The organism is Thalassovita sp. (genome assembly GCF_963691685.1).
In the GTDB taxonomy this organism is placed as follows: Bacteria; Pseudomonadota; Alphaproteobacteria; order Rhodobacterales; family Rhodobacteraceae; genus Thalassobius.
Map to the genome: position 1 here is coordinate 274,575 of NZ_OY829290.1, position 13,227 is coordinate 287,801.

Sequence of the window (13,227 nt, forward strand, 5' to 3'; positions counted from 1 at the left end):
CAACTTGGTTTGATGGGGTCCAGTCACGGCGTTCTGGCCGGTCACTCAAGTTGTAGCTGCACCCGGTCGGATCGGCCCTTGGCGTCGATCACGGTGAGCGTGACAAAGCCCGGCCCGGGCGTGGGCAGCGCCACCTCCCGCAGCCGTGCGCCGGTCAGAACCAGGGCGCCATTTGTAAGGAAGGTGAAGGGTGGCGCGCCATCGCGGAGCTTGGTGACCAGCCCAAAATCCCCCGGTGCCAACCGGGCCCCATCCGGGGGAAAGGCGATCTTGGGCGCGTCCGCTTCCGCCTGAAAAACCGCTTTGCGGCCGCGGAACCGTTGCAGCGCCTGCGGCAGGTCTGCGGTGGTCAGGATCAGTGTTTCGGGGGGCGGCGGCGGCAGGGGCGTCGCCTTGGGTTTCAGCCGTTGAAACGCCTGAAAAAGCACCGGTGCTGCCAGATCGCCGCCAAAGGCCCCGGGCACCGGCGTGCCATCGGGGCGGCCAATCCAAACGCCAATCACATGATCGCCGTCATAGCCGATGGCCCAGGCATCACGGTGGCCGTAGGACGTGCCTGTCTTATAGGCGATCCGCCAGGGCGCGGCCCCGGCGGGCGGCGGCAGCTCGGCGAGGATATGGCCCACCTGCCAGGCAGCGGCGCGGCTGGTTAGGGACTGTGGCGCGGCCGGATCACTGAGGGCCTGTTGATGCAGTTGCACCGATTGACCGCCATTGGCCAGACCGGCGTAAAGCTGCACCAGATCCCACAGGCTGATCCCAACGCCCCCCAGTGCCAGTGCCAGACCGGGTTTGCCGCCGGGCAGTTTCGGCGCGGCGCCAGAGGCCCGCAGCCGCGCCATCAAACGGGTCGGCCCCAGCTCCTGGGTGAGCAGAACCACAGGGATGTTCAGCGATTGGCGCAGCGCCTCACGGATCGGGATCTCGCCCCGGAAGGCACCGTCAAAGTTTTGCGGCGCATAGCCGTCAAAGGCCACGGGGCGGTCATCAATCAGGGTTTCGGGATGCGCCAGACCTTGGTCAAAGGCCATGGCATAGACCAGCGGTTTCAGCGTGGACCCGGGGGATCGAAGCGCGCGGGTCATATCCACGTAGCCCTGCCCGCGCCCGTCCCCGTAGCCCGCCGACCCGACCGAGGCCAGAACCGCACCGCTGTGATGATCGGCCACCAAAACGGCGATAGACAGGCTGTCTTGCCTATCCCGCAGCGCCTGTGCGGCAAGGCGGGCGATTTCTGCCTGTAGCCCAGCGTCCAGGGTCAGGTCATGGCGTTGCCTGTCAGGCGCAACGGTGCGTGCCAGATCGGCCGCATGAGGTGCCAGCGCCGGGAAGGCATGGCGGATGGCGGGCACCGGATCAAAACGGGCCACGGCAAGATCTTCGTCACTCAGCTGATCAAAGCTCTTGCCCCGCTCCAACACCCTGTCACGCGCGGCCTCTGCCCGGATGGGATGGCGGTCAGGCCGGCGGCGTTCCGGTGATTGCGGCAGGGCGACCAATAACGCGGCCTCCGCCGGGGTGAGGCGCAGCGGCTCTTTGCCAAAGTAGGCCAGCGTTGCGGCGCGGATCCCTTCCAGATTGCCACCATAGGGGGCGAGGTTCAGGTAGAGCGTCAGGATCTCAGCTTTGCTGAGCCGTTGTTCCAGTGCCAATGCCAGCCTGATCTGGCGGATCTTGCCAGACCAGCGTCCGGTGGGGCCGCCCTCCAGCAGGCGGGCCACTTGCATTGTCAGAGTTGAGGCACCTGACACCACCCGGCCATGTCGCAGCCCCTGCCATGCCGCTCGCACCATGGCGCGCTGATCGATGCCCTGATGCTGCCAGAACCGGCGATCCTCATAGGTGGTGAGTAGGTCGACAAAGCTGGGGTCCACATCCGACAAGGCGGCCGGCAGCCGCCAGCGGCCATCGGCAACCGTATAGGCGCGCAGCAAGGCGCCGTTGCGATCACGCACCTCGACCGACTGCTCCAACGCCAGCGGCGGCACCACAGTTGCTGCGATCCAATCCGCCCCGATATCGCGCAGTGCCGCGCCCCCCCAGAGGAGCGCGACCAGCACAAAAGGGGCGGTGCGGCGCATCACTGCGCGATGACCAAACGGCCAGAGGCCGTGTTGGCGCGATATTCTGGCCGGTACATATCCTCAACCACCGCAGCGGGATGGTGGAATTCACCCGGTGAGATCGCCCGTACGATATAGGCCAGATCAAACGGCTGGTCCGACCGCCAGTTCACCGCGGTCAGGAAGCGATCAGCGCGGAACTCACTATGTTCGCCCTCCACCGGATCCAGCCATTCCATGCCGCGAATGTCGCCCTGGCGCAGTAGATTGGGATTGTCGATCTCAAACCCCGCTGGCAGAGGATCGTTGACCATCAGCCGCGCCCCGCCTTTTTCGGCCGGGTAGATCGACAGAACCGTGACCAGCCGGTCGCCGGTTTTCACCGATGACAGATCAATCTGTTCGCCCTCTACCGTGTAGTAGCTGCGCTTGATCCGGTAGCCGTAGCCGCGCGCCTCGGTCGCGCCGGCTGACACGCCCTCGGTCGTGAGGGTGATCTGCGTGGGCTGGCTGCTGGTGTTGGTCACGGTCAGCGGCTGCAGGTCCAGACCATCCTCAACCATGCGCACAAACGGCCCCTCAACCGTGGCGCCGTTCAAGGTCAGCCCGCTGAGGCTGGGCTGCTGCACTAGAGCTTGCGCTGCCATCAGGGACCAGACGGTTTCCTGTGTCGACATTTCGGGCCCGGCAGCACCCAGGCGTTGCATCAGACGGGGCTGATCCACGGCGTTGCTACCGGCCTCAACCGCCAGAGACAAAACCGCGGCGCTGTCACGCAGTCGGGTGCCATAGTCAGCGCGCCAGATGTTGCGCTCGGGCCCGGCTTCGGCCCGGATCTGAGCGGCAGCCAAGGCAAACATCGCATCAGACCGGGTCTGATCGCCATATTGCGCCAGTGCCGCGCCTAGCTGTGCCGCCCCCATTGGGGTGGTGAAGGCCTGGCCTTTCACATCCGCATAGTAGCGCAGATCCCCCATTGAGGCAGCGCCTTCGCGGGCCAGGACCATCAGCGCATAGGCCAAAGCCTCGCCGCCGGCGTCGAAATCAGCGGCGTAGTTCACCCGGTTGCGCAGATTGTCCATCGCCATGCGGAAGGCCAGATCCGGCACCTGATATCCGGCAGCACGTGCGCGGCTGAGGAAATCGCTGACATAGGCGTCGAGCCATAGATCACCACTGTCCGGCCGCCACAGGCCAAAGGCGCCATTGCGGCTTTGCCGGGTGAGCACCTTCTCAATCGCTTGATCGATGCGCAGCTGGATCCGGTCCTGACCGCCCAAGCCCAAGGCTTCGTTCACGGAGCTGAGGTAAAGGAGCGGCATCGCCTGACTGGTGACCTGTTCGGTGCAGCCATAGGGGTAGCGATCCAGCCGCGCCAGCAGGGCCGGGGCATTCAGTTTGGCCAGCGGGCCGGCGGCCAGAACTGCCGCGCCACTGCCGCGCCGCAGATTGGCAAAGACGTTCTGATCCAGCGTGAAGCTTTGCCCGGCGGCCAGATCAAACCGGCGGGTGGTGGCGGTGACCGGATCATTGTTGCGCACGCCAAGGGTCAAATCCTTGATCAGCTGTTTGCCATCCGGTGTGGTCAGGGCAACCTGCAGGCTGTGATCGCCCACATCTGCCGCGATGACGGGCACCTCAAGCACCGCCTTGCCCTGAGCGGCCAGCGTCACGGATTGCGGCACACCGCGGGTGTCAAGTTGCAAGCCGCTGGCGGATAGATCCAGCCGCATCTCACCTGCAGGGCCGGTGGCATGCACCACCTCCAGCAACAGGCGGGACCGATCCCCGGGGGCCAGGAAACGCGGCAGGCTGGCGGTCACCACAACTGGATCACGCACCAGCACATCTGCCTCGGCCTGACCGACACCGGTTTTGGACCAGGCTATTGCCATCAGCCGCACCGTACCGTTGAAGGCCGGCAGGTCAAACTGCACCTCTGCCTGCCCATCAGCGCCGACGGTCACCGGACCGGTGAAATAGGCCACCAGCTCCTCGGTCGGGGGGGGGGATTGGAAGGAGTTGCTGCTGCTGGCGTCCCCGCCCGAGCGGATCTGCCCCATCGCCCCGTCCATGCCATTGATCAACCGGCCATAGAGGTCGCGGATTTCCACCCCCAGACGGCGTTGCCCGAAATAATGGGCGGAGGGATCGGGGCTGTCAAAACCGGTGATGTTCAGGATACCCAGATCCACCGCGGCCACCGTTACATAGGCGGTTTCACCGGGGGCCACACCTGCCACCTGAACGCTGGCATTCAGCGGCCCACGTGGGCTGGCCTCGGCCGCGGTGTCAATGCTGACGCTCAGTTGTTTTTCGCCGGGATCCACCTGTGCATATGACAGGCCAAGGGCGCGGGCCGGGTTGTGCCCGGCGGCCACATCCATCGGGCGGATTACCTGCGCGGTCACATAGGCCCCGGCGCCCCAGTCATCGGTGACAGGCACCGGGATCAGGTTTTCACCCGCCTCAACCTCCACCGCCTGCATGGCGATGACGCGGTTGGACATGACGGTGACCAAGGCCTTGCCCGCATAGCGCGGCACCAGTCGCAACTGCGCTGTTTCGCCGGGGCGATAGGTGGGTTTGTCCAGTGACAGCTCCAGCGTATCGGGTGTTTTGGAGGTATCAGCCGGTGCGTACCAACCGGCGTAGAAACTGCTGGAGGCGGAGATCGGATCGCCTTCGGTGCTTTCCACCACCAATTCGTAATTGCCCCAATCAACAGGCGCAGTGACCGTCAGGGGCTGTGCCCCCAACGTCGCGACACCTGATGTCACAGGCTTGCGGGTGGTGATCGGTTCCCATTCCCAGCTGCCCCATTGCTGATACCACTGGTAACGGGTGGTGACGCGGTTGAGCGTCCAGCGCACGGGCATGTTCACCGTCTGCATCTGCGGACCAAGCGCGATGACCTGCAGATCCGCGGCGGTGCCTTCTGGAACCACATCTTCAAACATCTGTTTGATGCCGATAATCGGGCCCGCGGGCGCCAGATCTCGGCTGAGCCTGCGTTCCACCGGTCGACCAGACCCTTCAGCCAGAGTGACAATCACCTCCGCCTGCAGCGGACGATCCGCATTGCTAGCTTCGGGCAGGGCGACAGGCACGGAGGAGCGTCCATCCGCGTCGGTGTCGGCACCGCCGAAAAACTCGGTCCGGGGGGCAAAACGGACATCCTGACGGCCAAAGCGGTAGCCGGGATAGCCCTGCACCTCACCCGCGTCGCGCAGAATGACCGTGCCTTGCGGCGTCAATCCGGCAGCGGGGGCCCCGAAGAGATAGCGCGCCTCCACCGTCATCAGCGGGCTGTCGCCGGGGCGGATAGTGCCCTCAGGCAGGCTCAGGTCGAAATCGATCCGTTCCGGCAGGAAATCCTCCACCAGCACATTGGCGCTGGCCAAGGCGGGGGCGTCGACATCGGCTTTCAGATCCAGCCGCCAACTGCCGCGCGGCACGGTGGGGCTGAGCGGTAGGGCAAAAACATGACCGCCCGCCACCGCACCCTGTGACAGGTGGCGGCTGTGTTCCACGCCGTCGGGGCGGGTCAGGATGGCCGTGATCGGCAGATCCTCCAGCGCCTTGGCCAGGTTGCTGCGGGTCAGAACGGTGGCATGAATGGTTTCACCAGCGCGGTAGGCGCCGCGATCTGTGCTGACAAAAACATCGATCGCCGGGCTGGGCGCGCGGCCTTCAACACCCCGATCCGACAGATCGAAAGCGGCATCTTTCAGCGACAGGAAGGTCACATCCTCCGCGCCGTTTTCCACCACCAAAAGGGCCGGTGCGGCGGATCCCTGTCCCATGGTCAGACCGGGGGCAAACAGCCCGTGACCTGCGTCATCCAATGTCACTTTGCCCAGCACCCGGTTGGAGCGTGAGATCAGCGTTGCCTCGACCCCGGCCAGCGCCTCAGCTGAGCTGAGCGCGCGGGCAAACACATGCAGGCCATCGGTGCCCGCCAATGTGGTGACGCCCAGATCGGACAGCACGAACCATTGCATTGCATCCGGTTCATCATAGGGGTCAGCACCAGGCACCTGCGCCTGCAGCACATAGATGCCAGCGGGCAGATCGGCGATCACCTCACCCATCGGCAGGCGGGTGGTCATTTCGCGGTTCAGTTCGTTTTGAACCTCCCCTTCGCCTTCCCAGACGGTTTCCGCGATATTGGCGCTGAAATCCTGTGTCTCCCAGTAAGAAAGCGGACGGCCGAAATACTGTTCCTGAACAGCCCGCAGCAGGTTGCGGTCGCTGACCCGACTGAGTTTCAGGTCCAGCCGGTCCAGATTGAGGGTTTCAATCGGCAGGCCGGCATCGGGCGATTTGGGCAGCACATAGGCGCGGCTGGGGAAACGCGCGCTGGGCGAACGGTCACGGATATATTGGGCCAAAGTCACATCTTTGGCTGTCACCTCGCCATTGTCGGCGGGCAGGCCAGCGCGGTAGGTGATCTGCACCCGTTCGCCATGGGTGAATCCCTCCACACATAGGCGTTTGCCGCTGGCACTGACCGCCAGATCCTCACTGGGCAGTTTCAGATAGGGGGTGTAGTCAAAGCCTGCGGTTTTCAGCTTCTCGGAAAACTCGGCGCAGACCCGGGGCGAGGCATTGTCACTCTCTGCGTCGTGTTCCGTGATGCGAAAGCCATATTTTCCAATGGCATCGTCCAGACGTTCGTCAATCTCTTGCCAGCCGGGTTGCAGATCCTTGGCCAGCCCCAGTGCTGGCACCATATCGCGGCCGCGATCGCGGATTTGGAAGGCATCGGCCAGAACCATCAGCGCATCCGCGGCGGTGGCGGGATTGGTTGCGCGCAGGTAGCCGTTCATCGCCGCCCAGAGGCCCCGGCGTTCATAGCGGCTGCGGGTGTCATTGCTGACATTTGCGGCGCGCAAGGACAGGCGGGCGTATTCCACCCATTGATCGGCGGCATCTGTGTGCGACAGCGCGGCACCGGCCCAACGCATTGCGTTGACCCAATCGCCCGCCTGGCGGCGCGAGGCGGCGCTGTTTAGCAGTGTTTCAACCGGGTAATGCCCGCCGGGATGGGTCCAGCCCAGTTTCTGAGCCTGCGCGCGGGCCTGGCTGATATCATTGGGGCCAAGGAAGGCGGTTGCGGCGGCCGCACGGTCTGCGGCGATGGCTTTCAGTGCGGGCAGGGTGGGCAGAAACTCCCCGGACCAGGCACCTTCATAGGGCTGGCGATCGGTGATCTGTGATTTGGGGAAACAAGCATTGGATTTCTGGTTGAAGGTAAAGGCCTTGCAGCTGGGATCATTCAGGCACAACCGTTCACAGGCGCCATATTCCGTATCAAACAGCGCCTGCAGGTCCGAGCCATAGAAATCAGTATCACGCGACAGCAGCAGGCGGCGTTCTGGCAGTTCCCCCTCGGCGAGGGTCGGGCTGGGAATGGATAAGGTGAGTGAGAGAGCACCCAAAAGTGCCGCAATGACCGGTTTCATGAAAATCCTCCTCAAATCCAATGCCCTGAATATGAAGAGAATGCTGCCAGCCACAGGCCGAATCAGCAAGGTGGGGTTTCCACCGGTCGATGACGGGGCGCGGAATCCGGCTCAGACCCCCGCTGATATTTTCAATTGATCTGTCCGGGGATCAGGCGGCTTTGGCCTGAGCGGCCTCATCCCGCAGGAAAACCCAGTTGTTGCCCTCGGTCAGATCCGGCTGGAACTGGTAACCGCCAAGGTCAAAATCCTTGATCGCCTGCGGATCGACCAGACGGTTCTGGATGATGAACCGTGCCATCGAACCACGCGCCCGTTTGGCGTAGAAGCTGACGACCTTTGGCACGCCGGCCTTCTCTTCCATGAACACGGGCGTGATCACCTGCGGTTTCAGTGCTTTCAGATCCACCGCACCAAAGTATTCCTGGCTGGCACAGTTGATCAGCGTGTCGGTGCCAATCACCTCAGCCTGCGTGTTCAGCGCCTCGGCGATATCGCTGCCCCAATATTCATAGAGGTTCTTGCCGCGCGGATTTTTCAGACGGCTGCCCATTTCCAGACGGTAGGGCTCAATCGCGTCCAGCGGGCGCAGCAACCCGTATAGGCCAGACAGAATGCAGAAGTGATCCTGCGCCCAAGCCAGTTCTTCGGCCTCAAGCGAGGAGGCTTCAAGCCCCTGATAGGTGTCACCGGCAAAAGCCAGTGCCGCTGCCTTCGTTTCCTGCGCGCCATAGTTGGCAAAGCGTTCGGCGTTCAGCTTGCCCAGAGCCTCAGAAATTTTCATCAGCTTCATCAGATCTGCGACGGACAGATCACGCGCCACCCCTGCCAGTTCTGCCGCCCGTTCAGGAAACCGCATTTCGGTGGTCTTGATGCCCTCAACCGGGGTCATGTCCATCTTTTTGGCGGGCGAAACGGTGATCAGCATGGCAGCGTTGGATCCTTGCGGTTTGGTCTGGTCTGGCTCTAAGTTAGAATCGTTCTAACCGGCTTCAAGCACAACGTCCAGAAAAGCCGCAGCAAATCTTTCAGCGCGTTTGTCACCCAACAACCGTTCCATCGCAGAAGGGTCCTGCGGCCTCATCTGCGCGACCTTCGCCAGCAGCGACGCGGAACAGCTGAGCGGCTTATCCAGCCCTTCCGGTCCGCGGCTCAGATCGGCCTGCACTTCCAGCAGACGATCATAAAGCGATCCGGCCTCACGACCTGCCAGTTTGCGCCGCTGCGGGTGCACGTCTTCGACCGTGCCGGTGATGATGGCAAGGAAATCGGCGCCATAGCGTTCCAGCTTCTTGGCGCCCACCCCGTTGATCCGCGCCATGCCGTCCAAGTTCGTCGGACGGGTTTCGGCCATTTCGATCAGGGTGCGGTCGTTGAAGATCACATAGGGCGGCACGTTGCCGGCTTCGGCCAGCGCCCGACGTTTGGCCTTCAGCGCGGACAGTAGCGGCGCGTCTTCTTCGCTGACCAGCGCCTTAACGGCGGGGCGGCGTTTGGCTGAGGCGATGCTGTCCTTGCGCAGGGTGATCTTTTCCTGATCGCGCAGGATCGGCAGCGCCGTGTCTGTCATCCGCAGGGCACCGTGGCGTTCGGGATCAGGGCGGATCAGGTCATGCCCCATCATCTGCCGGAAAATCGCCTGCCACTGCGGGCGCGTGTAGGCCTTGCCCACCCCAAAGGTCGGCAGATCGTCATGCCCCCGGGCGCGGATGCGATCATTGCTGTTGCCCAGCAGGATCTCAATCAGGTGACCGGATCCATACCATTCCTCCGTGCGCAGGATCGCCGACAGGGCCATACGCACCGGTTGGGTGCCGTCAAACAGCTCTGGCGGATTATCACAGAGGTCACACTTGCCGCAGGTCACCTCAGTCTCCCCAAAATACCCCAGCAGGTTTTTGCGGCGACATTCCAACGCCTCGGCCAGACCCAACAGCGCGTTCAGCCGCGCGTGATCGGCCATGCGGCGTTCAGGCGGGGCAAGGCCTTCGTCAATCTGGTTGCGGCGCAGGCGGATGTCATCGGGGCCAAACAGCGTCAGGGTTTCGGCCGGTCCGCCATCGCGGCCCGCACGACCGATTTCCTGATAATAGGCTTCGATGGATTTCGGCAGATCCGCATGGGCGACCCAGCGGATATCGGGCTTATCCACCCCCATGCCAAAGGCCACGGTGGCGACCACGATCAGCCCATCCTCTTTCTGGAACCGCGCTTCGGTGATACGGCGATCCTCGGCTTCCATGCCGCCGTGGTAATGCGCGGCGGCATGGCCGTTTTCGCGCAGGGCGGCGGCCAGTTTTTCGGTCTTTGAACGGGTGCCGCAATAGACAATGCCAGATTGGCCTTTGCGGGCGGCGGCAAAGTTCAGGATCTGGGTGCGCGGGTTGTTCTTGGCGGCAAAGGCCAGATGGATGTTGGGCCGGTCAAAGCCGCGCAGAAAGGTTGCGGGCTGTTCGCCATCAAACAGGCGATTGACGATCTCAGCCTGGGTTTCGGCATCTGCGGTGGCGGTGAAGGCCGCCAGAGGCACGCCAAGCGTGCGCCGCAATTCCCCAATGCGCAGGTAATCCGGGCGGAAATCATGGCCCCATTGGCTGACGCAATGCGCCTCATCCACGGCGATCAGATTGACGTTGATCCGCCGCAGCATCCCCAGGGCCGACCCGGCGCTCAGCCGTTCCGGCGCGATATAGAGCAGCTTCAACCGCTCTTCTTCCAGCGCCTGCCAGACCTGATCGGTTTCTTCCTGCGTATTGCCAGAGGTCAGCGCGCCGGCTTCAATCCCGGCTTCGCGCAGACCACGCACCTGATCGCGCATCAAAGCAATCAGCGGGGAGATCACAACGGTGACCCCATCGCGCATCAGGGCAGGCAATTGGAAACACAGGGATTTGCCCCCACCCGTGGGCATAATGGCCAGGGTGTTTTGGCCATTGGCAACAGCTTCGACAACCTCTTCCTGCCCGGGGCGGAAGGCGTCAAAGCCAAAATAATCGCTCAGAAGCGTGGCAGCGCTTGGCATGGTTTCCTGCAAGATTGTCTATATCTGCTCTTGCAGCAGTTTTCCCATACCAAGGCTAGGGGGACAAGCCCGGAAGACCGGACCTGTCAAATTCATCCGTCACGTGTTGGCGCAGATGCCCGTCGCGCGTCGGCTTAATAGAAGGCCGAGATGTTGTTCATCAGAATGATGCGGATGGCGTAGATGCCGACCAGAACCACCAGCGGCGCCAGATCGATGCCGCTCATCGGGGGCAGAATGCGGCGCACAGGGGTATAGATGGGTTCCAGAATGCGGTTCAACATGTACCAGATCTGGCCCACCAGCTGCTGCCGGACATTGAGAACCTGAAAGTTGATCAGCCAGGACATGATCACATGGGCGATCAGGAAGAACCAAAGAATATCAAGCACCAGCAGAAGGATCTGGATCAGGGACAGCATAGGCGGGACCTCAAATTGAACGTTCCGACAAGAGGTAAGCGCCAGAAGCCTCTGGTGCAAGTCTGCAGCGCATGTTGACGCGGGGTTTTGGTTGACCTTGGTGGAATTAAGGTAAACTGAACGGTTCAGAAATCTTCCTCCCGTCGTAACAGGACCTGCCGCATGTACCCCTTTCTGCGCCTGATCAAAGAATTCGTGAAGTTCCGCAACGCCACCCCGCTGGAGTTCAATGACACTCATATCTCGCACCACCGGGTCTGGCCCTGGGATATCGATCAGTTCCTGGAGCTGAACAATGGCCGTACCCTGATGCTTTATGATCTGGGCCGCTTCACCATGGGGATGCGCGCGGGTTTGATGAAGTCGCTGCGCCGCAATGGCTGGGGCTTGGCCGTGGCCGGTGTGTGTGTGCGCTATCGCCGCCGGTTGCGTCCGTTTGAACGGTTTGAGATGCGCACCAAAGGGCTGGGCTGGGACGATCGGTTTTTCTACATCGATCAGCAGATCTGGAAAGAAAATGGCGAATGCGCCAACCATGCGGTCTTCCGCACGGCGGTCACCGATCGCAATGGCATGATCTCCCCCGAGGCGGTGCGGCTGGATGTCGGATCTGAGGCCGCCAATCAGGAGCTGCCGGATTGGGTCAAACAGTGGCTCGCCGCTGAGGACAGCCGCCCCTGGCCGCCGCAATAAGGCGGCTGACACCGCCCGCCCCCTTCCCCTAAGGGCAGGGCGGTTCAGTCCAAGATAGACTTGCCAGCGTTACATTGCGCCTGCCATAACCCCACTGGGGAAGAGAGAATTTTTAAGGGGCGAGTCATGCGCAAGCGCATTTGGGGATGGTTTTTCTTTGACTGGGCGTCACAGCCTTACAACACACTTCTGATTACTTTCATTTTTGCACCATACGTTCAGGAATTGATCGGTGATGGGGCAGAGGCACAGGCGGCCTGGGGCTTTGGCATTGCTGCCGCCGGTTTTGTCATTGCATTGCTGGCGCCGATCCTTGGCGCGCTGGCGGATGCGGGGGGCAATCGCCTACGCTGGATCTGGGGCTTTTCGCTGATGTATGTGATCGGCTCCTTCGGGCTGTGGTTCGCCGCGCCGGGCAGTTTTGATCTGACCACAACCCTGTTCCTGTTTGCAATTGGCATGATCGGGATGGAGTTTGCGACGATTTTCACTAACTCCATGCTGCCGGATCTGGGCAGCAAAGAAGAGATCGGCAAAATCTCAGGCAATGGCTGGGCCTTTGGCTATCTGGGCGGCTTGGTCGCGCTGGTGGTGATGCTGGTGTTCTTTGCCGAAAGCGCAGCAACCGGAAAAACCTTTGTGGGCCTGTCCCCGGCGCTGGGTCTGGACGCCGAAGCGCGTGAAGGCACCCGTTTTGTCGGGCCGCTGACCGCGATCTGGTACTTCGTCTTTATGATCCCGTTTTTCCTTTGGGTGCGCGATCCCAAACCAGCCAAAGCGGCAAAAGGCGCTGTCAAAGGCGCGCTGACCAGTCTGGCCGGCACGCTGAAAGGCCTGCCACAGACGCCATCGCTTTTTGCCTATCTGGGCAGTTCGATGTTCTACCGGGATGCGCTGAACGGCATGTACACCTTCGGCGGCATCTACGCGGCCGGTGTGCTGAAGTGGAGCGTTGTGGATACCGGTATCTTCGGCATTCTGGCGATCATCTCAGGCGCGATTTTTGCCTGGGTCGGGGGCCGCGCTGACGCGCGCTTTGGTCCCAAGCCGGTGATCACGGTCTGTATTCTGGTGCTGAGCTTCGTTGCGATCTCAATCGTTTTTGTGTCACGCGACAGCGTCTATGGCGTCCCGGTTGCGGAGGGCTCAAAACTGCCAGACATCGCCTTTTATGTGCTGGGGGCGCTGATCGGTGCCGCGGGTGGTGTGATCCAATCGGCCAGCCGGACCATGATGGTGCGTCAGGCCAATCCCGAAAAGATGGCGGAAAGCTTCGGTCTTTATGCCTTGGCGGGCAAAGCGACCTCGTTCCTGGCGCCGGCGCTGATTGGGGTGGCAACCGCAGCGACGGGCAGCCAGCAACTTGGCGTTTCTCCGCTTATCGCGCTTTTCCTTTTGGGTCTGATCTTGCTACGCTGGGTGAAACCAGAAGGGGACCAACCCGCATGGCAAGACCAGTCAGAAAACGCGCCGGGCTGATCACGGGGCTGATCGCACTTACCGCAGTCCTCGCCGCCTGTATGGGCGGCGAGGACCGTCAGGTGACCCTTGCCAGTCAG

At 62.3% G+C, this 13,227-nt stretch carries 7 protein-coding genes; 2 read left to right on the forward strand and 5 right to left on the reverse strand.

Annotated features, from left to right (window positions below; all coding sequences use genetic code 11):
- Window positions 1–41 precede the first annotated feature (41 nt).
- The 5 genes from pbpC to ACORLH_RS01255 form a co-directional block, all read right to left on the reverse strand.
- Window positions 42–2,081, reverse strand: a complete 2,040-nt coding sequence (gene pbpC, locus ACORLH_RS01235; protein ID WP_321830801.1) for a penicillin-binding protein 1C — start codon at window positions 2,079–2,081, stop codon at window positions 42–44.
- On the reverse strand, window positions 2,081–7,531 hold the full coding sequence (locus ACORLH_RS01240; RefSeq protein ID WP_321830802.1) for an alpha-2-macroglobulin family protein: 5,451 nt from the start codon (window positions 7,529–7,531) through the stop codon (window positions 2,081–2,083). The genes pbpC and ACORLH_RS01240 overlap by 1 nt, the downstream gene beginning before the upstream one ends.
- A 151-nt stretch (window positions 7,532–7,682) precedes the next feature.
- Window positions 7,683–8,459, reverse strand: a complete 777-nt coding sequence (yaaA, locus tag ACORLH_RS01245) for a peroxide stress protein YaaA (protein WP_321830803.1) — start codon at window positions 8,457–8,459, stop codon at window positions 7,683–7,685.
- A gap of 54 nt (window positions 8,460–8,513) precedes the next feature.
- On the reverse strand, window positions 8,514–10,553 hold the full coding sequence (gene recQ / locus ACORLH_RS01250) for a DNA helicase RecQ (RefSeq protein WP_321830804.1): 2,040 nt from the start codon (window positions 10,551–10,553) through the stop codon (window positions 8,514–8,516).
- Between the two features lie 134 nt (window positions 10,554–10,687).
- Window positions 10,688–10,975 carry a YggT family protein gene (locus ACORLH_RS01255; RefSeq protein ID WP_058245341.1) on the reverse strand — a complete coding sequence of 96 codons (288 nt, stop codon included), beginning with the start codon at window positions 10,973–10,975 and terminating at the stop codon, window positions 10,688–10,690.
- A gap of 162 nt (window positions 10,976–11,137) precedes the next feature.
- On the opposite strand from ACORLH_RS01255, the gene ACORLH_RS01260 reads away from it, so the two are divergent.
- On the forward strand, window positions 11,138–11,668 hold the full coding sequence (locus ACORLH_RS01260) for an acyl-CoA thioesterase (RefSeq protein WP_321830805.1): 531 nt from the start codon (window positions 11,138–11,140) through the stop codon (window positions 11,666–11,668).
- A 108-nt stretch (window positions 11,669–11,776) separates the two neighbouring features.
- Window positions 11,777–13,147: an MFS transporter gene (locus ACORLH_RS01265; RefSeq protein ID WP_324293027.1), complete on the forward strand. Its 1,371-nt coding sequence runs from the start codon at window positions 11,777–11,779 to the stop codon at window positions 13,145–13,147.
- Window positions 13,148–13,227 lie beyond the last annotated feature (80 nt).